This is a genomic window from Glutamicibacter soli (genome assembly GCF_052322135.1).
In the GTDB taxonomy this organism is placed as follows: domain Bacteria; phylum Actinomycetota; class Actinomycetes; order Actinomycetales; family Micrococcaceae; genus Glutamicibacter; species Glutamicibacter soli.
The window spans coordinates 197001-215505 of record NZ_CM125969.1; the positions used below are offsets into that span (position 1 = coordinate 197001).

Consider the following 18505-nt stretch of genomic DNA (forward strand, 5'->3'; position numbering starts at 1 on the left):
CAATTTACTTGGAAGTCCGAGTATATTCGTCTCTGAAGGTGACCCCAATCACTCAAAGGAGAGGCCCTTGCCTGAGATCCTGACCCAGCGCCGCGGACATCTGGGGCTCATTACCCTGAACCGTCCGAAATCCCTGAACGCACTGAATACGGACATGTGCCGCGCCATCCTGGACGCGCTGCTGCAGTGGCGCGATGATCCGGAGATTGAACACGTGGCTGTTGTCGGGGCCGGCGACCGGGCCTTCTGCGCCGGCGGGGATATCGTCGCCATCTACCAGGACATCCTGGAGCGCAATGGTTCCTCGGAAGAATTCTGGCGGGTCGAATACCAGCTCAATGTCTTGATCGACGAGTACCCCAAGCCGTATATCGCGTTCATGGACGGAATTGTGCTGGGCGGAGGCATCGGCATCTCGGCTCACGGGAGCCATCGCATCGTGACCGAAACGAGCCGGTGCGGCATGCCGGAGGTGGGCATCGGATTCTTCCCGGATGTCGGGGGCACCCACCTGCTATCCCGCGCCCCGCGGGCGGCAGGACGCCTGGCGGCGCTGACCGGCATGAAGTTCGGCGCCGCGGACACCATGGCGCTGGGACTCGCCGATACCTACGTACTGCAAAAGGATCTGGCGGCCCTGCTTGAGGCGCTGCGGACCGAGCCGGTGGACCGCGCGGTGTCGCGCTTCGCGGGAATCCCCGAGGCCGGCTACCTGCACGAAGAGTGGGTCCAGTCCTTCTCCGAGCCGAGCATTCCGGCGGTCGCGGCGGAACTGTCCGAGTTCGAGAACCCACGGGCTGCAGCGGCCCTGGCGGCGCTGGAAGCCGCGTGCCCGAGCTCGGTGCGGCTTGTGGACGAGCTGCTGCGGGATGCCGGGGCCGACTTGCGCGCGGACTTGGCCCGCGAGTTCCGGGTGGCCGTGCATCGGCTCGACGACCCGGATTTCGCTGAGGGCATCCGTGCCGCGGTGATCGACAAGGACCGAAAGCCGCAGTGGAACGAACCGCTGGAAAACTTCAGCCCCGAGCAGCGCACGGCCAGGCATTTCAGGCCGCTGGCCGGCTCCGAATTGAATTTCACCCTGATTGACCAGGGACTATGCGAAAAGAGTGGACGATGAGCAATCTGCCAGTTATTGGATTCCTGGGACTAGGGCACATGGGACTGCCCATGGCCATCAATCTTCACCGGGCCGGCTACAAGCTTAAGGGCTTCGATGTCGTCCCTGCGGCGGTGCAAGCCGCGGCGGATGCCGGCATCGAAACGGTCGACAGCGGAGCCGACGCGGCGAAGGACGTCGACATCGTGCTGACCATGTTCCCCTCGGGCCAGCATGTGCTGGACGCCTACCGGAGCTACCTGCTCGACGCCGCGGCGCCGAATACGCTGTTCCTCGAATGCTCTACCATCGATGTCGCTCAGGCCCGCGAAGCGGCTGAGCTGGCCGTCGCCGCCGGGCATCGCAGCGCGGACGCGCCGGTCTCCGGCGGAGTGGTCGGAGCCGAAGCAGGGACCTTGACCTTCATGCTCGGAGCCGAGGCCGCGGACCTGGCGGAGATCACTGCCGTGCTGGAGCATATGGGCAAGCGGATCGTGCACTGTGGCGGCCACGGTTCGGGGCAGGCCGCGAAAATCTGCAACAACATGCTGCTGGGCGTTTCAATGATCGGCGCGGCCGAGGCCTTCGTCCTGGGCGAGCGCCTGGGTCTGGAACACCAAGCGCTCTACGACGTCATTTCCACTGCCTCGGGCCAATGCTGGTCGGTGACCACCAATTGTCCGGTCCCCGGGCCGGTGCCCGCGTCGCCGGCGAACCGCGACTACCAGCCCGGCTTCGCCGCGGCGCTGATGGCCAAGGACCTGGGGCTGGCGTCCAGCGCGCTGGAGCATACCGATACCGATGCGCGAATGGGCGCCCTGGCCGCGGCGCTCTACCGCAAGTTCAGCGACGAGGGAAATGCCGGCACGGACTTCTCGGGAATCATCAACGCGGTGCGCGAAGGAACGTTATAGGAAGTCGCCCGAGGCCCTGCGGAAGCGCGAGAGGATCTGGAACAGCTCCCGCGCATCCGCGACCGGCAGGCCGCTGTCGGCGAACAGCTGCTCGTTGAGATCGTCGCGGGCCGCGGCCAGGACATTCGCCCCCTCGGCGGTCAGTTCAAGCAGCCGGGTGCGGCCGTCGGTGGGATGCTGAATCCGGCGGACTAGGCCGGTGGCTTCCAGCCGGTCCACGGAATTGGTCAGGCTTGTCGCATGCACCTGCAGCAGGCGGCTGGCGTGGGTCATGGGCAGCGAACCCCGCTTGGAGAAGCCGAGCAGCGCGAGCACCTCGAAGCGGGCGAAGGTCAGGCCGTGCGGCCTGAGTATTGAATCCGCGCGCTGAAGAAAGATCGAGGCGGTGCGCATGACTGCGGTAATCGCGGCCATGGAGTCCGCCTCGGCATCCCAGCCATGGGAGACCCACTGGTCGCGGGCCTGGGCAATCGGGTCGCGCGGCAATGGTGACGACATTTTCTACCCCCAAAATAAGACCTAGTCCAACAATATACTTGGACATCCTAAGGTTTGGAAGGAGATCCCGGATGGACCTCATGACCGACATTTCGGCGCAACTCACCCAGTCCGAGCGCGCGCGCCTGGCCCAGGTGCGTGAACTCGCCCAAGGCAGGATCCGCAGGCAATCCATCGAGTACTGGAATCGCGAGGACTTCGCTCCCGGGCTGGTGGCGGAGCTCGGCGCCGCGGGCCTGGGCGCGGTGCAGCTGGAGGACTGCTCGCATCTGGCGCGTGGGCTGATCCATGCCGAGCTGGCCCGCGCTGACATCTCCCTCTCCTCGGTGGTGGGAATCCACAATGAACTGGTGCTCGGAATGATCAACGAATTAGGCTCCGAAGCGCAACGCCGAGAGTGGCTGCCGCGTTTGGGCAGGCTTGAGGCATTCGGAGCGTTTGCCATGACCGAGCCGGAGCATGGATCGGACATTGCAGGGGGAATGGCCACCAGCGTGCGCCGGGAAGGTGACGAGTACGTCCTTACCGGGCGCAAGCGCTGGATCGGCATGGGAACCATCGCGGACTTCGCGCTGGTCTGGGCCAGGGAACCGGAATCCGGGGACATCGGCGCCTATCTCGTGGAATCCGGCAGGCGGGGATTCAGCGCCTCCAAGATCGGAAACAAGATCGGCCTGCGCATCATGCAGAATGCCGACATCGAACTGCACGAGGTGCGTATTCCGCTGGAAAACAAGCTTCCCGGAGCCACAGGCTTCGCCGCAGCGAACCACCTGCTCATGCAATCCCGGGCGTGGGTCGGCTGGCAGGCTGCCGGCGCGATGCTGGCGACCCTGGACGTCTGCACGGCCTACGCGGGCAGTCGTGGGCAGTTCGGCAAGCCGTTGGCATCCTTCCAGCTCATCCAGCAGGCACTTGCCGAAATCGCCGGCAATGCCCGGGCCGGGCTGTCCATGATGGGCGACATCGCGCGCAAGCAGGAGGCGGGAAAGCTGACCATGGCCGATGCAGCGCTGGCCAAGTCGACGGCAACCCGGCTGGCGCGGGATGCGGTGGCCAAGGGCCGTGCACTTCTTGGCGGCAATGGGGTGTCCTCGGAATACGAAATGGCCAAGATCTTCTGCGATGTTGAAATCCTCCATACCTACGAAGGCACCTATGAGATCAATTCGCTCATTGTGGGGCGTGCGTTGACTGGAACGGGCGCCTTCGTCTGATTACAGGGGCGCCGCTCGCCGTCTCCTCCCGTTTTGCACGCGCGCCCAGGCTGCCGGCCCTGGAAGATCCGGGGTTGGCAGCCGCTAAAACAAAAACTGAGAAAGTACTTTCCAATACAGAAAGTACTTGTTAGTCTTTTGGTACATCGGAGGAACGGAACCGCGGGAGCAGGATCATGAACAAGATGTCCAATGCCACGTACTCGATCATCATCAGCCTTGCGGGCGTGCTCTTCGCAGCTCTCGCGCTCTTCGCCTACTTCAGCGGCCGCAACGCGCTGATTTTCGTGGGAATGGGAATCTTTTTCGCCGTGACGATGACCATGAGCTCATTGCACGCTCGGCAGCAGGCCGCGGCCCGCGCGGAAGAGCGCGCGTCATGAGCGCCGAAAACAACCTCAACCCGGAACAGCAGCTGGCAGCGCTGGCGCAGGCCCAAGCCGACATGGACCGTGCCGTTGGCTACGGCTCAAGGCTTCTAGGCTGGTACAGCATCATCGTTTCGCTGGTCATCGGCGCCCTCGCTTTCCTGCTGCAGCTGTATCCACCGCAGAAGCACATGGCCGGCTTCATCGTGATCATTGGACTCTACGTGGTGGCGATCCTCGCCGCGTCGCTGGCCTACCGTAAGCTCTACCGTTCGCTTCCGATCGGCGCGTCAAAACGCTACACCTGGGGGTTCACCCTGACCATCGCCTTCTATGCGGCCTCGTTGGCGCTCCTTCCGCAGCAGCTGAGTTCCTGGGCCATCCTGGGGCTGATTTGGATCGTTGTATCGGCCCCGCTACTGATTGTGGGAATCGGTTTGGTGCGGAAATGACCACGCATGCCCGGACCCGACTCAATGACGACTTCTCCAATCCCGTCCGCCTGTCCATCATGGGCGCGCTGAACATGGTGGAGGAGGCGGATTTCAAGTCGCTCAAGGAAGCGCTGGGAATTTCGGATTCTGTGCTGTCCCGCCATCTGAGCGCCTTGGAGGAAAAAGGCCACGTCAAAATCCGCAAGGGATTCGTGGGAAAACGTCCTCGGACCTGGGCCAAGCTGAGCCCCGAAGGGCGCCGTGCCTTCACGGGGCACGTCCAGGCCCTGAAGGAAGTCACCGGCCTGGCCTAGCCGCCGTCATTTCCCGGCGGGCCGTGGTGACCGGGCGGATTTTCCTGCTCGGCTCCACAGCCTCCCTGCCGCAGCGATGAGCAACGGCACGGTCAGCACGGTCCAGAAGGGATCGGCTGGAAGGCCGGTCAGGAGGGCGGCCCCTGCGGCCATCGCCGCAGTCCAAGCCAGCCGGCGCGGGACGCCTGCGGCCCCAGCTACCGCTGAGGACTGGATCAAGCTCAGGTTCGAGACGCTCACCGCCCACAGCGCGAAACTCAGAGGGCTTGCCGAAGCCCTGCCCGAGGGGAGTAGCTCCCATCCGGCGTAGCCGATGTAGATGCCGAGGAGAATTCCCAGCACCGGCCGCCAACCGGCGGCACCCGCCGTGCGGTGTTCGGATCCGGCTTCCATGGATGCGTCCTCGTTTGCCGCGGGGCGGTGCCGTAGCGGCACCGTGGCCGCAGCCTAGCGCCCGAAGTCGGTGAAATCCATGAAACCCTCGTCCAGGAAGACTTCCTCTAGGCTCTCCACCATTTGTCGAGGTTGGTGGCGGGAACGGTCCGCTTATGTCGCGAGAGGATGAAGCGCCGTTCGATCGACAGCGCGGCGGCCTCGTCGATTTCGCGGCCTTCGAGGTAGTCGTCGATCTGCGCGTAGGTCAGTCCCAGTTCGTCCTCGTCGGTTCGCTGAGGCTGGCCGTCCAGCAGGTCCGCGGTGGGAGCCTTGGCCCAGAGCAGCTCTGGGGCGTCCAACTCGCGCAACAGCGCCTGGTTCTGCCGCTTGTTCAGCCCGGCCAGCGGCAGCAGGTCTGCGCCCCCGTCGCCGAACTTCGTGAAGAACCCGGTCACGGACTCCGCCGCATGGTCGGTGCCGATGACCAGCATGCCGCGGTCCCCGGCCACCGCGTACTGGACGATCATCCGCATGCGGGCCTTGGCGTTGCCTCGGTTGAAATCGCTGATCGCAGGATGCCCGGCATCGGCCAGGGCTTCATCCAGTCCCGCCACGGGCTTGGAGATATTGACCTCGAACTCCTGGTCGGCGGCGACGAACTCCATGGCAGCCGCGGCATCCGCCGCATCATGCTGGACCCCGTGGGGCAGGCGGACGGCGATGAATTCGGCGGTGCCGCCGGCTTCGCGCACTTCCTGGACGGCAAGCTGAGCCAGGCGTCCGGCGAGCGTGGAATCGATGCCGCCGGAAATGCCCAGCACGAAACCCTTTGCGCCGGTCGCGGCGAGGTAGTCTTTCAAGAAGTCGACTCGGGATCGCACTTCCTCGGCCGGGTTGATGGAAGCCTTGACGCCCAGCTCTTCTATGATTGCTGCTTGAAGTTCACGCATGTAACTAATCCTAGGTATATCGGAGGCAGGATGCGGTCGTAACTGCGGAAGGGCGGCGAAACTTAACGAGTTCTCAACATTCGCCGCAGCTCCTAGCTTTCTTCGGCGTCCGGGTCCCATCCGAGGTTGCGCGCCATCTTCTCCAGCGTGGCGACCACTGCAGCGTATTCCGAGCCGTCGAGATCCTGTCCCGACTGCGTCCGGATCTTCTCGATCAGTTCGCTGAGCTTCATCAACGAGACGTGGCCGCGGTCGGTGATGGAGAACTCGCCCTCGTCGTGCGAAATCCATCCAGACTCCACCAATTCCATGAGGTGCTCGGAGACCGACGTCGGTTCGTCGGGCGACGCGAAGAATGGCGAAAGTCCGGCGGTCAGTTCCGGCTCGGTGGCGGGTTGCTGTTCCAGGAGATTCAGCACCTGCCATTGCCGGCGTGTCACGCCATGCTCTTCCAGCGTCGCAGCAAACTGCTCGTCAATCAGCGAATCCACCAATTTCAACCAGTAACCCAAGGGGCGTGTAGCGTTCATGGGATCAGCCTAGCGAGGATGCCGACTAGAATCGAGGGTATGAGCGAAACCAGCGCCCGCGGGCGGCTAAAAGAACTGATCCAGGAATTTGCCATTGTGCGTGGCAAGGTCATCCTCTCCTCTGGCAAGGAAGCCGATTACTATATCGACCTTCGCCGGGTCACCCTGCAGCAGGAAGCTTCAGGTCTGGTCGGCCAGGTCATGCTTGATCTTCTGGATGAAGCCGGTCTGGAGTTCACCAACGTGGGCGGGCTGACCATGGGCGCTGACCCGGTGGGCACCGCCATCATGCACACTGCGCGCGAAAAGAACCGCGCCATCGACGCTTTCGTGGTGCGCAAGGCGCAGAAGTCCTACGGCATGGGCCGTCAGGTTGAAGGCCCGAGCGTTGAGGGCCGCAACGTCATCGTGCTGGAGGACACCTCCACCACCGGCGGCTCCGCGCTGACCGCGGTCGAGGGTGTCCGCAAGGCTGGCGGCAACGTCATCGCCGTGGCCGTTATCGTGGATCGCGACACCGGTGCCAAGGAGCGCATCGAGGAAGAGGCCGGCGTGCCTTACCTCTTCGCCTATGGCAAGGACGAGCTGGGTCTGTAGTCTGCAGCTTTCCCGTCAATCTCTTCGACCGCAGGGGCTGGGCGAACCTCAAGGTTCGCCCAGCCCCTGCGGGTTTTCCCGACCCTGAATGCCGTCAACTTTGATTGACTGGCAACATGCCGTCAACTAAAGTTGACCCCATGGATGAGGGGATTCGAACAGCCATCGACTCCGAGGACCACGGAGGTCCCTTGGCGGAGCTTCGGCGTCTGACCGCGGGGCAGCGGGAACTGGCCCGGGCGCAAACCGCCGAGGTGCGCCGGGCGCGCGCCAACGGGTATTCCTGGCAAGCCATCGCATCTGCCCTGGAGATTTCGAAGCAGGCGGCGCACAAGAAGTACGGACGGGTCTAATGGAGCAACCGGCCGTGGGGCTGCCCGGCTGGTTCAAGCAAAGCGAAGCGCTACGGCGTCCGCCGACGCAGGGTCAACGATCCGACCAGCAGGGCGCCGAGAATCCACGCAGCGATGACCAGAAGGCTGGCCCAGGTGCCGCTGTCCTCGGTGCCCGCAGCGACATCGCCCAGCGCGTCGATGGCATGCGACAGCGGCAGCCAATCGCCGATGACCTCCAGCGTCCCCGGCAGCTGCTCGCGTGGCAGGATCAGCCCGGACAGCAGGAACTGTGGAAAGATCAGCAGCGGCATGAACTGGACGACCTGGAATTCGGTGCGGGCGAAGGCGCTGGCCATCAATCCCAGACTGGTTCCGAGCAGGGCATCCAGCGCCGCCACGCTGAAAAGCAGCACCAGGCTTCCGGAGATCTGCAGCCCCAGTACCAGAAGGGCGAACGAGACCGCGATGACGGTCTGCAGCACCGCAATCAAGGTGAACGCCAGCGCATAGCCGAAGATGAACTCGCCCTTGGCCAGCGGCATGCTGAGCAGCCGCTCCAAGGTGCCGCTGCGCCGTTCGCGCAGCGTCGCGATGCTGGTCACCAGAAACATCACGACAAATGGGAACAGCGCGATCATCGCCGGGCCGATGCGCTGGAACACCTCGGTATCGGTGAAAATCCAGGCCATCAAGCCGATCAATAGGCTGGGGACTACCAGCATCAACGCGATGGTGCGCGGGTCGTGTCGGATCTGGGTCAAGACCCGGGCCGCGGTGGTCGCGGTTCGTTTCACGATCCCTCTCCTTCCGCCCGGTGCCGTGCGGTGGACGGGTCGCGCGGTGGCGCGGACCCCAGTCCGCCGGAGGCGATGAGCCTGAGGAATGCGTCTTCCGGGTCGCTGGCGCCGGTGCGCCTGAGCAGTTCGCCGGGGGAGAGCTGGGCCAGCAGCTTTCCGTTGCGCAACAGCAGCATTTCATCGCAGCGCATGGCCTCGTCCATGACGTGGCTGGAAACCAACAGGCAGATTCCGGTCTTCGCCAGCTTGGCGAACAGGGCCCAGAGCTCCGCGCGAAGTACCGGATCCAGCCCGACCGTCGGCTCGTCGAGGATGACGATGTCAGGAGACCCGAGCAGCGCGATGGCGAGGGATACGCGGTTGCGCTGCCCGCCGGACAAGTCCAGCACCAGCCGCTTGGCCTGGTCCTGCAGGTCGGTGGCTTCGATGACTCGGGTGGCTTCGGCATCTGGCAGGCCGAGGACCTTGGCGAAATAGGCGACGTTTTGCTGCACCGTCAGGTCGTCGTAGACGCTGGCAGCCTGCGTCATGTAGCCGACCCTATGCCGCAGGGACTTGTGCCCGGCCGGCTGCCCCAGGACGGTGACCGTGCCGCCGGCGGTGATCTGGTTGCCCACGATGCTGCGCAGCAGCGTGCTCTTGCCGCTGCCGCTGGGCCCCAGCAACCCGACGATGCGGCCCGGGGCCAGCTCGCAGTCGATGTCCTGGAGAACCAGCGATTTGCCTCTCTTGACGCTCAACCGCTGGACCTGGATGCATGCAGTCTTGTTGGTCACACAATGAATTAGAGACCCCTGCCGTGGCAGGGTCAATGCTTGGCGGCGAATTGCCGCCCCGGCGGCCTCGGGAACGGATCAACGGCGCTTGGCCCACAGTCCGACGACCAGCACCAGGTAGACCAGCGCGATGAAGCCGAACAGCTTGTGCTCGCCCCACACCACGGTGTTGCTCATGGAGCAGTGCAGTTCCGCCCCGGCGCCGAGGCATGAGCGCATAGCGTAGTTCACGGCGATCAGCAGCGTCAGGCCCAGATAGAGTCCCACGGCGATGAGCACGAACTTCCAGACCCGCCGCCGGAAACGATAGTTCTCCATGGCACCTAGTATCCGCCCGTGTTCCGTCCCTGCCTAGGGTGGTGGTGCGACAAAGAAAAATGCCCCGGCAGCCGGTTCAGCGGTTGCCGGGGCATGGGAAACTAGGCTACTTGGAAGCGGCCTTGGTTTCGGCCGGATTGGCGTCGGACGGGACACGCCCCTTGACGAGTTCGGCATGCAGGTTGGCAACCGACGGGTACTGCAGGTCAGGGCGGAACGGGAAGGTGTCCATGTCCTCGCGCGCGGTGATTCCCGAGTAGACCAGCGCGGTCAGCAGGCCTGCTTCCATGCCCGCGACGATGTCGGTGTCCATGCGGTCGCCGATCATGGCAGTGGTCTCCGAGTGCGCGTCGATCCTGTTCAAAGCCGAGCGGAACATCATCGGATTCGGCTTGCCCACCACATACGGATCGCGGTTCGTCGCCCGGGTGATCAGCGCGGCAATCGCGCCGGTGGCCGGGAGGCTGCCCTCGGCAGATGGGCCGGTGGCATCCGGGTTGGTGGCGATGAACTTCGCGCCGCCCTCGATCAGGCGGATGGCCTTGGTGATGGCCTCGAAGGAATAGGTGCGGGTTTCGCCGAGCACCACGTAATCGGGGTTCTGGTCGGTCATGATGAACCCGGCGTCGTGCAGGGCCGTGGTCAATCCCGCCTCGCCGATCACGAAGGTGCGTCCGCCCGGGCGCTGGCGCGCCAGGAACTCGGCGGTGGCCATGGCGGAGGTCCAGATGTTCTCCTCCGGCACGTCCAGCCCGGAGGCCAGCAGGCGGGCGCGCAGGTCGCGCGGCGTGTAGATGGAGTTGTTCGTCAGCACCAGAAAGCGCAGGTTGTTCTCGCGCCAGTACTGCAAGAGCTCCGAGGCGCCCTTGAGTGCGTGGTTTTCGTGGACCAGGACGCCGTCCATGTCGGTCAGCCAGCATTCGATATCGTGGACGGTGCGTGCGGCGCGGTTGCTGAGGGTCACGAGGTGTCATTCCTCCATTGGCAGTAGGTGGCGGGAGCTATCTGCGCTGAAAGTTTCCCTGTAACCCAAAGCCTACACAGCATCCGCCGGAGGTGCAGTGAACGGCGGCACTCCCGCGACCTACTACCCTTAAATGTGTGAGCCACGAAGTGAATGAAGCAACCGAGAACACCGCCGAGCACGTCATCGGCGTAGGGCCCTGGGAAGGCGAGCTGCCGCAGGACGAAAAATATGATCCGCAGCTGCTGGCCGAAGGCGACCGCCGCAACGTCGCCGACAAATACCGCTACTGGACCATGGATGCGATCATCGCCGACCTCGACGAGCGCCGCCACGACTTCCACATCGCCATCGAGAACTGGCAGCACGACATGAACATCGGCACCGTGGTCCGCTCCGCCAACGCCTTCTTGGCCAAGGAAGTCCACATCATTGGACGCCGCCGCTGGAACCGCCGCGGCGCCATGGTCACCGACCGCTACCAGCACGTGCGCCACCACGCCACGGTCGAGGAATTTGTCGCCTGGGCCGAAGCTGAAGGGCTGACCATCCTGGGCATCGACATCTTCCCGGATTCGGTGCCGCTGGAAACCTACGACATCCCGCGCAATTGCGTCCTGGTGTTCGGCCAGGAAGGGCCGGGATTGAGCCCGGAAGTCCACGCCGCGGCAAAGGACACGCTGTCCATCGAGCAGTTCGGCTCCACCCGGTCGATCAACGCGGCCTCGGCCGCAGGCATCGCGATGCATGCTTGGATCCGCCGCCACGTCTTCGGGCAAAAAGTAGGTTAACAAGGAATTTATTAATAAGCTCTTTAGTCGAGCATCTGGATTAGTTGCCATTGAACCCCTAGGCTTGGAAACGATATGAATTTGTGATCCGGGGGGATTAATCCGTGCGTCGACGTCATCAGGTGAACCATGACCTTCTGCTGCCCGGGCTTCCCCGACGCAAAAAACCGGTGGTGGTCTGGGGGATATCGACTGCCGCAGCACTGGCGCTGTCCAGCGCCGTGGCGATTCCCCTGGTGGCCCAGTCGGCTGATCCGCGCAACGGAGACATCCCTGTCGCCATCAACGCGTTATCCGACCCCGGGCTGTATAACGATCCGATCCTCGTTAGCCAGGACGCCCCGCTTCATGCATTCGGCGGCTCCGGCAAGGAGCTGGCCATCGACGGACGCCCGCTGCGCATGCTGGCCGGCGCCGACGAATCCCCGGTGGATGAGCAGTCCGAATCGGAGGAGAACTCCACGCTGCTCGCCGGCGAGGTGGGCCAGGTCGGCGAACTCCCCGGCGGCCTGCAGCTGATGCACCCGGTCACAACCCGCCGCATCTCCAGCCCCTACGGCTGGCGGTCGAACCCTACCGGTGCCGGCAACCAGATCCATATCGGCCAGGACTACCCGATCGCCTGTGGTTCCCCGGTGTATGCCGCCGAGGCGGGGACCGTGACGGTGTCCGGCTGGGCGGGGCACTCCGGCATGCGCGTGAGCATCGACCACGGCAGCGACGTGCAGACCGGCTACAGCCACAATTCAAAACTCATCGCCTCGGTGGGCCAGGAGGTCAAGCAGGGCGAGCTGATCGCCCTGTCGGGAACCACCGGCAACTCCACCGGATGCCATGTGCACTTCGAGGTCATCGTGGACGGCCGCTGGCACGATCCGCGCAACTACCTGCCGATCATCCCGGGCCAGGGCCAGGCGATGATCGATTCCTCGCGCCTGACAGTTAATGCCAACAGCGCGCCGAAGGGCGATGGCGGCAAGCCGCCGGTGCGCGACGAATCCGATCTGAGCACCGATCCGGATGTCGTGGTGCCGCAGGATGACACCCCGGTGGTCCCCAAGCCGAAGCCCGGTGCCAAGCCCAAGCCTTCGCAGTCCCAGAAGCCCGCGCCGTCGCCGAGCCAGACCCAACGCCCGGGATCCTCGGCTCCAGACTCCGAATCGCCAAGCGCCAAGCCCTCGCCAAGCACTGCGCCGTCCGAATCCGAGTCGCCCAGCGGATCGGCGAAGCCCACCGGCGAGGCGACGCCGCCAACCGAAGCCCCCTCGACCGGACCGACCCCGAGCAAGAAGCCAACCTCGGCGCCAACCCAAAAGCCGGGCTCGCAGAGCCCGTCCGGGTCCGGCTCCGGCGCCGCCGAGTCGAGCTAGCCCGCGATGCAGCCGGGGCAGGGGCAGAAGTTGGCGTGTCACGAAGACAGATTTAGGTCTGCCGGCCCCTGCAAACCGATAGGATGGACACGAACTGCCGTCGACGGCGACGCGTGAACCCCGCCAATCCTCACAGGAGTGAAGCATGCCTATCGCAACCCCCGATAAGTACAATGCAATGATCGATGCCGCCAAGGCTGGCGGCTACGCCTTCCCAGCGGTGAATGTCACCAGCTCGCAGACCTTGAATGCCGCCATCCGCGGTTTCGCCGAAGCCGAATCCGACGGCATCATCCAGGTTTCCACCGGCGGCGCCGCCTACTGGTCCGGCGCCTCGGTTAAGGACATGGTCGCCGGCTCGCTGGGCTTCGCAGCCTTCGCCCGCCAGGTCGCCAAGAACTACGGCGTGAACATCGCGCTGCACACCGACCACTGCCCTGCAGACAAGCTGGACGGCTTCGTGCTGCCGCTGCTGGCCGCCTCGGAGGCAGAGGTCGCCGCCGGCCGCGACCCGTTCTTCAACTCGCACATGTGGGACGGATCGGCCGAGACCCTGGAAGAGAACCTGCGCATCGCAGCCCAGCTGCTGCCGCGCACCGCCGCCGCCAAGCAAATCCTCGAAGTTGAGATCGGCGCCGTGGGCGGCGAAGAGGACGGCGTGGAGAACGCCATCAATGACAAGCTGTACTCCACCGTCGAGGATGCGCTAGCCACCATCGACGCCCTGGGCGCCGGCGAAAAGGGCCGCTACATCACCGCTTTGACCTTCGGCAACGTCCACGGCGTCTACAAGCCGGGCAATGTGAAGCTGCGTCCGGAGCTGCTCAAGGACATCCAGGACAAGGTCGGCGCCAAGATCGGCAAGGCCAACCCGTTCGACCTGGTCTTCCACGGCGGCTCGGGCTCCACCGACCAGGAAATCGCCGACGCGGTGTCCTATGGCGTGATCAAGATGAACATCGACACCGACACGCAGTACGCCTTCACCCGACCGGTGGCTGGCCACATGTTCGCCAACTACGACGGCGTGCTGAAGGTAGACGGCGAGATCGGCAACAAGAAGACCTACGACCCGCGCGTCTGGGGCGCCAAGGCCGAAGAATCCATGGCCGCCCGCATCGTGGAAGCCGCCCGCCAGCTGGGCTCGGCAGGAAAGAGCCTGAAGTAGCCATGGTCGGAGAGAACCTGCTGGGCATCCCGGCCACGCTGCTGCCGGAGGAAACCGACGTGCTCGCCCGCCTTGAGGCCGGCGACGAAGCGGTGGATCTGGCTGCGAAGTTCCCGTCGTCCTCCCTGGTGTGGGCGCTGCTGGCCGACGAAGCACACGCCGAAGGCCGCACCGTGGAATCCTACGCGTACGCCCGCGTGGGCTACCACCGCGGCCTTGACGCGCTGCGCAAGGCCGGTTGGCGCGGACAGGGTCCGGTGCCATGGAGCCATGAGCCGAACCGCGGCTTCCTGCGCTCGCTGTACGCGCTGGGCCGCGCGGCCGCAGCCATCGGCGAAGCCGAGGAAGTCGAGCGGATCGGGAAGTTCCTGAACGATTCGGATCCGAGCGCCCGGGCGGCCATCGAGGCCAAGTAGCCCGAGAAGCAGCATCCTCGCATCATTGCCCGGGCCGGTCCCGCATCGGCCCGGGCAATCGTGCGCTTCGACGCGTTCGATAGCAAGCAGCGGGATAGCGATGAGCAACGTGCAGCCAAGCTACCCGCTGGGCGCGGTCACCACGCGCGAATACGATGCGGTGGACCGCGTGATCGCCGAAACCGACCCGCTGGGCCGGCGCACCACCGCCGGGTACGACGCCGCCGGACGGCCCACCTGGCAGCAGGATCCGCACGGGCGGCTGTCCGCCACCGCCAGCGCGGGCAACACCCTGGTTCAGCTGCAGCGCGATGCGGCCAACCGCTGCGTGCGCATCACCGATGCCACCCGCGGCGACGGGCGCACCGCGCACACCGACGCCAACGGCCGGCGCACCCGCTGGCAGCGCGATGCCGCCGGGCGCGTGAGCGCCGTGCAGCACCCGGTGTTCGGCACCGTCAGCTACGCCTACGACCTCTCCGGCAACCTGGTCGGTGCCGTGGCCGGAGACCTGGCCCAGTACTGGGACTACCGCGGCGGCGTCCTGGCCGCGCACCGGATCGCCGGCCCGGACGGGGTGGAAACCAGCACGCTGGAACGCGACGAGGACGGGCGCATCACCGCCATCCATGACGCCGACGGCACCACCGCCTACGCCTATGATGCCGCCTGCCAGCTGGTGCGGATGAGCGGGGCGGATGGCACCGTGACCGAGTGGCGCTACGACGCCGCCGGGCGTCTGGCGCGTGAAACCGTGGATGGGCAGACCCGCGACTACGAGTACGACGCGGCCGGGCAGCTACGCGTGCGCTCGACCGATGACACGGCGACCACCTACGACTACGACGGCGCGGGACGGCGCACCGCCGCACACGCGCAGGACGGGACCACCCGTTACCAGTGGTCCGCCATGGGCACGCTGCGCGAGGTCGAGCGCACCGCTGCTACGGGCACCACCCGCCACGAGCTGTGGGTCGACGCGCTGGGTGAACTGGCCGAGGTCGACGGCACCGGCCTGTGGTGGGACACCGCAGAGTATGCACCGCGCGTCCTGTCGGTGGGTGGCCTCTCGGTCACCGCGATGCCCGGCGGGCTGGCCGCGGTGGACGGCACCCTGCTCTCGGCCGGCTGGCGCGGCGAACATCCCACGGCGGCGGCCAACCCCTGGGCTCTGGCAGGACAGTCGCTGCCCGGCCTGTCTGAGGGCCTGGGCCTGGCCGCCAACGGCGGCGTACAGGTTGCCGGGCTGGACTGGCTGGGCGCGCGCGCCTACGATCCGTCCACCCGCGGCTTCTTGTCCGTGGACCCGCTGGAGCCGGTGATCGGTGCCGGCTGGGCGGCCAACCCCTACTCCTATGCGGGCAATGACCCGCTGCACGCCATCGACCCGCTCGGCCTGCGCCCGGTCACCGAAGACGAGTTGACGGCATACCGCGAATCGAACAACGGCGCGCTGGCCGCGGCCGGCGACTGGATGAGCGAGAACTGGGAGTATGTTGTTGCCGGCGCTGCCATTGTGGTGGGTGTCGGATTGATGTTCACGGGTGTGGGCGGTCCAGCTGGACTGGCCCTGATGGCCGGTGCCGGAGCGCTCGTTTCAGGCGGAATCTCCGTGGCATCGCAAAAGCACCAGAACGGAACTGTGGATTGGGGGAAAGCGGGAGTAGATGCCGCCATTGGGGGAGTTTCCGGTGCGTTTGGTGCGGGGACCGGCGCATTAGTAGCTGCCAAATATGGTGGGGGTCTGGCCGCACGCGCAGCAGTCGGTGCTTCGAGCGGTGCTGTTGAAGGTGGTGTGTCGGGCGTTGCGGGATACGCGGTGGGAGACGGGCCGCACACCGTGCAAGGGTACGTGCAATCAGGCCTGACCGGGGCAGGGATCGGCGGAATAACAGGAGGGGTTACCGGGTACAAACCTGCATGGTTGAACCGCGACACCGCCAGCACCTTCAGGTTCGGAATTTACCGGTCCGGGTACACGCATGGCGAGACCCTCCTGTACCGCGCGGGTGACAGCACGAGCACCTCTCCGTGGGGCAGATTCTGGTCCAGTGATCGTCCAGTCAGTATTGAGCAGGTCAGAAACGACAAGGCGGTCCTTCCGGTGTGGCCCACGGGTGACGCGAGCCCCATCGACAGCGCATACCGTGCCTCGTTCACGCCGGGCACAACCACTTATTCAGGGACTGTGGCGCCCCAGACGGGCAATGATGGCACTATTTATCCTGGAGGGACAAATCAGACCTATATCCCGAACCCGTGGGACCGAGGGGAGATCATTGAATCATGGCAGCTGAACTAGAACGCAAATCGTTCGGGCAAGTTGCGGAGCAGTTGCGTGAACTGTCTTCGTACGTGAAACACGAGCGCCTCACGGCAGCCGCCCAGACATTCAGGGCGTTCGCCAGTGAACTTGAGGCGGGTGTCCGTCCTGATCGGCTGCGGCAGATCACCCGGGAACTGCAAGAGGCGCTGCGAGCCGGTCCCATGAGCATCAGCGATCATCCGGTAACGAATTCAAGCGGGGAAGTGGATTCTCAAGCTACGGCAAGATTTGCGGTGCTGATCGGGGAGCTGCGCAGATTCGCCCGGCACAACGGCGGACGGACCGGTCTATTCGGCTTGCTGGGTAGCCGGAAACGGTAGGTTGTACTTCATGGAGTCCTTCGCGTTGAATTGAATGCCAATCCGCGATCACACAAGCGACATTGCTTGCTCACGGTACCCACCGATGTGTACGCAGAATCCGGCTACGTGAAAATTACGACCAGGTGGATGCCGAATAGGATTAGCGGTCCCGAAGTTCCGTGGCAGCCAAGTTGAAGCGGCTGACGGAACTGGGAGGGTGCTGAGTGACGTTCGGTCGTCAGCTTGTCGCGATGTCTGGAAGCTTCGAACACAGTGGTTGCGTGGAGATTGCAACAGTGAGCATCGAATCGCCGTTCGAGGAAGATGACTGTAATGGAAGTCGGTGGAGACAATGATTGAGAAAGCTGAGCGCAAACCGCGTTATGCCAAGGGGGCCGACGCCGTGTCCTGGGCCGTTGCCATCGCCGCTCCATTGTCGGCAGTTGCGTTGTCTCTGTCCTTCGTGGGGGTGGGTGTGCTTCCACTGCTTTTGCTGGGAGTAGCCGTAGGAGTGCTGTGTGGATCTGCGATGTACTATTTTCTGCGTCCAAATCTGGCTGGTGTGGCGCTTTCACTAGTGGTCTTCGCCAGCATTGCGCTGCTTGGCCTGACCGAGAGCCGATGGCTGGGTTTGTGGCCAACGGAATTGGTGAGTGCGGCGTCCGGGGCCATTATCGGGGCACACTTCAGGTTCCTGGCGGATCGGCGCTATTCGAGAACCGGCAATGTGTCGCGTCGTGAGGGAAGAGTTTGAAGAACGCTCGGTTCAGGGTCCGCCGAATCAATAATGGCGCCCGCATTTTTCTTCGCAGTGCGTTATATGACGTCGAGGCAATCCCGCCGGGGCGGTTATGTCAGCTTTCCGTGTAGGGCAAGTAGCTTCCCAATAACTCATAAGCGAAATCTGTAGACATCGGCGCGTGGACTCCAACCTTTACTTGTCGTCGTGACGTTATTGGTTCAACAAGCCGATCGAACCCGCTGGAAGGGCGGTGCCGGACGCCGGGACAAGTGGTAGTCGCTATTCAGGGGGTGCCCCCATGTTTAAATTCAAGCAATTTTCAGCTCTGGAACATCATAAAGTGACCCACCCCGGATCATCGCGAACAGCACCGTCAGCCGGCGGTGAGCCAGGGCGATGAGCGCCTGATTATGCCGTTTGCCTTGGCCTCGTTTCTGGTCATAGTAGTCACGGCTTGCAAGGTACTTTGAGGGAATGTGGCAACTAGAAAGTGCCCAGAAGTACGAAAAGACTGCATTTGAACTTGAGCGCGGTGTCACGCCACAACGGCTATATCGAATCTGCAAGACGGTTTTGGGCACGGTCACCGGACACCATGATGGTCTGTTGGTAATTTACGTTCAAAAATCTGACGGATCACCGGCCTCCAGAGAAATTGAAAATATAATGTTTTACTCAAAGAAGTTCAAGCTTTCGCGCGCCGAACCGTTATTGTTGCTACATTCCATTGGACTCCCCGTGGATTCCGGTGGTAGGCATTAAAAGGTCATCTGACGCACTGTATCTAATGAAATAGGCGACCGTACACCTAGGGACGAAGTGCGGAAGGACTACGCACTGGGGGTGTGGGTCGAATCTTCCGATGGGTGCATCAGGCAGATCTGGCTCCTGAAAGGGGCACCGC

General features: G+C 64.1%; 23 protein-coding genes and 1 pseudogene. 15 read left to right on the top strand and 9 right to left on the bottom strand.

All coding sequences use genetic code 11. The features are described from left to right. Positions 1–67 precede the first annotated feature (67 nt). Both ACTX90_RS00990 and mmsB read left to right on the top strand, forming a co-directional pair. Complete coding sequence (locus ACTX90_RS00990) at positions 68–1120, top strand: 3-hydroxyisobutyryl-CoA hydrolase (protein ID WP_443442729.1); 1053 nt, start codon at positions 68–70, stop codon at positions 1118–1120. Further along, a complete protein-coding gene (gene mmsB / locus ACTX90_RS00995; protein WP_047118178.1) occupies positions 1117–2013 on the top strand; it encodes a 3-hydroxyisobutyrate dehydrogenase in 897 nt (298 codons plus the stop codon). The genes ACTX90_RS00990 and mmsB overlap by 4 nt, the downstream gene beginning before the upstream one ends. Here mmsB and ACTX90_RS01000 read toward each other — a convergent pair. Next, positions 2008–2511 carry a MarR family winged helix-turn-helix transcriptional regulator gene (locus tag ACTX90_RS01000; RefSeq protein WP_047118177.1) on the bottom strand — a complete coding sequence of 168 codons (504 nt, stop codon included), beginning with the start codon at positions 2509–2511 and terminating at the stop codon, positions 2008–2010. The two genes, mmsB and ACTX90_RS01000, sit on opposite strands and share 6 nt — an antisense overlap. Positions 2512–2582: 71 nt before the next feature. On the opposite strand from ACTX90_RS01000, the gene ACTX90_RS01005 reads away from it, so the two are divergent. From ACTX90_RS01005 to ACTX90_RS01020, 4 genes are all read left to right on the top strand, one after another. Further along, positions 2583–3728: an acyl-CoA dehydrogenase family protein gene (locus ACTX90_RS01005; RefSeq protein WP_443442731.1), complete on the top strand. Its 1146-nt coding sequence runs from the start codon at positions 2583–2585 to the stop codon at positions 3726–3728. Between the two features lie 176 nt (positions 3729–3904). After that, positions 3905–4111 carry a hypothetical protein gene (locus tag ACTX90_RS01010; protein WP_047118176.1) on the top strand — a complete coding sequence of 69 codons (207 nt, stop codon included), beginning with the start codon at positions 3905–3907 and terminating at the stop codon, positions 4109–4111. Beyond that, positions 4108–4548, top strand: a complete 441-nt coding sequence (locus tag ACTX90_RS01015) for a hypothetical protein (protein WP_443442732.1) — start codon at positions 4108–4110, stop codon at positions 4546–4548. Before ACTX90_RS01010 ends, ACTX90_RS01015 begins: the two co-directional genes overlap by 4 nt. Then, positions 4545–4844, top strand: a complete 300-nt coding sequence (locus ACTX90_RS01020) for a winged helix-turn-helix domain-containing protein (protein WP_443442733.1) — start codon at positions 4545–4547, stop codon at positions 4842–4844. The genes ACTX90_RS01015 and ACTX90_RS01020 overlap by 4 nt, the downstream gene beginning before the upstream one ends. Positions 4845–4850: 6 nt before the next feature. Here ACTX90_RS01020 and ACTX90_RS01025 read toward each other — a convergent pair whose 3' ends face one another. The 3 genes from ACTX90_RS01025 to ACTX90_RS01035 all read right to left on the bottom strand — a co-directional run bounded on the left by ACTX90_RS01025 (position 4851) and on the right by ACTX90_RS01035 (position 6699). Next, positions 4851–5237 carry a hypothetical protein gene (locus ACTX90_RS01025; RefSeq protein WP_443442734.1) on the bottom strand — a complete coding sequence of 129 codons (387 nt, stop codon included), beginning with the start codon at positions 5235–5237 and terminating at the stop codon, positions 4851–4853. Positions 5238–5344: 107 nt separating this feature from the next. Continuing rightward, the gene (nadE, locus tag ACTX90_RS01030) at positions 5345–6169 is read right to left on the bottom strand and encodes an NAD(+) synthase (RefSeq protein WP_443442736.1); all 825 of its coding nucleotides are present in this window, start codon (positions 6167–6169) and stop codon (positions 5345–5347) included. A 92-nt stretch (positions 6170–6261) separates the two neighbouring features. Next, positions 6262–6699, bottom strand: a complete 438-nt coding sequence (locus ACTX90_RS01035; protein ID WP_047118172.1) for a MarR family winged helix-turn-helix transcriptional regulator — start codon at positions 6697–6699, stop codon at positions 6262–6264. Positions 6700–6738: 39 nt separating this feature from the next. Between ACTX90_RS01035 and pyrE the strand changes: the two genes are divergently transcribed. Next, positions 6739–7296 carry an orotate phosphoribosyltransferase gene (gene pyrE / locus ACTX90_RS01040; protein WP_181728131.1) on the top strand — a complete coding sequence of 186 codons (558 nt, stop codon included), beginning with the start codon at positions 6739–6741 and terminating at the stop codon, positions 7294–7296. A 140-nt stretch (positions 7297–7436) separates the two neighbouring features. After that, positions 7437–7649: an AsnC family protein gene (locus ACTX90_RS01045; RefSeq protein ID WP_443442738.1), complete on the top strand. Its 213-nt coding sequence runs from the start codon at positions 7437–7439 to the stop codon at positions 7647–7649. Positions 7650–7699: 50 nt separating this feature from the next. Here ACTX90_RS01045 and ACTX90_RS01050 read toward each other — a convergent pair whose 3' ends face one another. From ACTX90_RS01050 to ACTX90_RS01065, 4 genes are all read right to left on the bottom strand, one after another. Beyond that, a complete protein-coding gene (locus tag ACTX90_RS01050) occupies positions 7700–8425 on the bottom strand; it encodes an ABC transporter permease (protein WP_443442739.1) in 726 nt (241 codons plus the stop codon). Beyond that, a complete protein-coding gene (locus tag ACTX90_RS01055; protein WP_244910900.1) occupies positions 8422–9204 on the bottom strand; it encodes an ABC transporter ATP-binding protein in 783 nt (260 codons plus the stop codon). The genes ACTX90_RS01050 and ACTX90_RS01055 overlap by 4 nt, the downstream gene beginning before the upstream one ends. Before the next feature lie 78 nt (positions 9205–9282). After that, positions 9283–9522, bottom strand: coding sequence for a hypothetical protein (locus tag ACTX90_RS01060; protein WP_443442741.1), 240 nt, complete (start codon positions 9520–9522; stop codon positions 9283–9285). A 106-nt stretch (positions 9523–9628) separates the two neighbouring features. Then, positions 9629–10426, bottom strand: coding sequence for an HAD-IIA family hydrolase (locus tag ACTX90_RS01065; protein WP_113607713.1), 798 nt, complete (start codon positions 10424–10426; stop codon positions 9629–9631). Between the two features lie 197 nt (positions 10427–10623). On the opposite strand from ACTX90_RS01065, the gene ACTX90_RS01070 reads away from it, so the two are divergent. The 7 genes from ACTX90_RS01070 (at position 10624) to ACTX90_RS01100 (ending at position 17613) form a co-directional block, all read left to right on the top strand. Further along, the gene (locus tag ACTX90_RS01070) at positions 10624–11277 is read left to right on the top strand and encodes a TrmH family RNA methyltransferase (protein ID WP_082123777.1); all 654 of its coding nucleotides are present in this window, start codon (positions 10624–10626) and stop codon (positions 11275–11277) included. Positions 11278–11399: 122 nt separating this feature from the next. Next, on the top strand, positions 11400–12647 hold the full coding sequence (locus tag ACTX90_RS01075) for a M23 family metallopeptidase (protein ID WP_443442743.1): 1248 nt from the start codon (positions 11400–11402) through the stop codon (positions 12645–12647). 145 nt (positions 12648–12792) lie between these two features. Beyond that, positions 12793–13815, top strand: coding sequence for a class II fructose-bisphosphate aldolase (gene fbaA, locus ACTX90_RS01080; RefSeq protein ID WP_047118166.1), 1023 nt, complete (start codon positions 12793–12795; stop codon positions 13813–13815). A 2-nt stretch (positions 13816–13817) separates the two neighbouring features. Beyond that, positions 13818–14231 carry a DUF3151 domain-containing protein gene (locus tag ACTX90_RS01085; RefSeq protein ID WP_053797195.1) on the top strand — a complete coding sequence of 138 codons (414 nt, stop codon included), beginning with the start codon at positions 13818–13820 and terminating at the stop codon, positions 14229–14231. 100 nt (positions 14232–14331) lie between these two features. Then, positions 14332–16533 carry an RHS repeat-associated core domain-containing protein gene (locus ACTX90_RS01090; protein ID WP_443442744.1) on the top strand — a complete coding sequence of 734 codons (2202 nt, stop codon included), beginning with the start codon at positions 14332–14334 and terminating at the stop codon, positions 16531–16533. Next, positions 16518–16877: a hypothetical protein gene (locus ACTX90_RS01095; protein ID WP_147407300.1), complete on the top strand. Its 360-nt coding sequence runs from the start codon at positions 16518–16520 to the stop codon at positions 16875–16877. The genes ACTX90_RS01090 and ACTX90_RS01095 overlap by 16 nt, the downstream gene beginning before the upstream one ends. Positions 16878–17211: 334 nt before the next feature. Beyond that, positions 17212–17613 (top strand): hypothetical protein, encoded by a 402-nt coding sequence (locus tag ACTX90_RS01100; protein WP_047118159.1) that lies wholly within the window; start codon positions 17212–17214, stop codon positions 17611–17613. Positions 17614–17909: 296 nt separating this feature from the next. On the opposite strand, the pseudogene ACTX90_RS01105 reads toward ACTX90_RS01100, so the two are convergent. Further along, positions 17910–18056 (bottom strand): annotated as a pseudogene (locus ACTX90_RS01105) (IS110 family transposase); the annotation flags it as partial. Positions 18057–18505 lie beyond the last annotated feature (449 nt).

Excerpts from the sequence above, each read along its gene's own strand:
- mmsB (WP_047118178.1), top strand. The coding sequence starts at position 1,117 with ATGAGCAATCTGCCAGTTATTGGATTCCTGGGACTAGGGCACATGGGA.
- ACTX90_RS01000 (WP_047118177.1), bottom strand. The coding sequence starts at position 2,511 with ATGTCGTCACCATTGCCGCGCGACCCGATTGCCCAGGCCCGCGACCAG.
- ACTX90_RS01005 (WP_443442731.1), top strand. The coding sequence starts at position 2,583 with ATGGACCTCATGACCGACATTTCGGCGCAACTCACCCAGTCCGAGCGC.
- ACTX90_RS01010 (WP_047118176.1), top strand. The coding sequence starts at position 3,905 with ATGAACAAGATGTCCAATGCCACGTACTCGATCATCATCAGCCTTGCG.
- ACTX90_RS01015 (WP_443442732.1), top strand. The coding sequence starts at position 4,108 with ATGAGCGCCGAAAACAACCTCAACCCGGAACAGCAGCTGGCAGCGCTG.
- ACTX90_RS01020 (WP_443442733.1), top strand. The coding sequence starts at position 4,545 with ATGACCACGCATGCCCGGACCCGACTCAATGACGACTTCTCCAATCCC.
- ACTX90_RS01025 (WP_443442734.1), bottom strand. The coding sequence starts at position 5,237 with ATGGAAGCCGGATCCGAACACCGCACGGCGGGTGCCGCCGGTTGGCGG.
- nadE (WP_443442736.1), bottom strand. The coding sequence starts at position 6,169 with ATGCGTGAACTTCAAGCAGCAATCATAGAAGAGCTGGGCGTCAAGGCT.
- ACTX90_RS01035 (WP_047118172.1), bottom strand. The coding sequence starts at position 6,699 with ATGAACGCTACACGCCCCTTGGGTTACTGGTTGAAATTGGTGGATTCG.
- pyrE (WP_181728131.1), top strand. The coding sequence starts at position 6,739 with ATGAGCGAAACCAGCGCCCGCGGGCGGCTAAAAGAACTGATCCAGGAA.
- ACTX90_RS01045 (WP_443442738.1), top strand. The coding sequence starts at position 7,437 with ATGGATGAGGGGATTCGAACAGCCATCGACTCCGAGGACCACGGAGGT.
- ACTX90_RS01060 (WP_443442741.1), bottom strand. The coding sequence starts at position 9,522 with ATGGAGAACTATCGTTTCCGGCGGCGGGTCTGGAAGTTCGTGCTCATC.
- ACTX90_RS01065 (WP_113607713.1), bottom strand. The coding sequence starts at position 10,426 with ATGGACGGCGTCCTGGTCCACGAAAACCACGCACTCAAGGGCGCCTCG.
- fbaA (WP_047118166.1), top strand. The coding sequence starts at position 12,793 with ATGCCTATCGCAACCCCCGATAAGTACAATGCAATGATCGATGCCGCC.
- ACTX90_RS01085 (WP_053797195.1), top strand. The coding sequence starts at position 13,818 with ATGGTCGGAGAGAACCTGCTGGGCATCCCGGCCACGCTGCTGCCGGAG.
- ACTX90_RS01090 (WP_443442744.1), top strand. The coding sequence starts at position 14,332 with ATGAGCAACGTGCAGCCAAGCTACCCGCTGGGCGCGGTCACCACGCGC.
- ACTX90_RS01095 (WP_147407300.1), top strand. The coding sequence starts at position 16,518 with ATGGCAGCTGAACTAGAACGCAAATCGTTCGGGCAAGTTGCGGAGCAG.
- ACTX90_RS01100 (WP_047118159.1), top strand. The coding sequence starts at position 17,212 with ATGATTGAGAAAGCTGAGCGCAAACCGCGTTATGCCAAGGGGGCCGAC.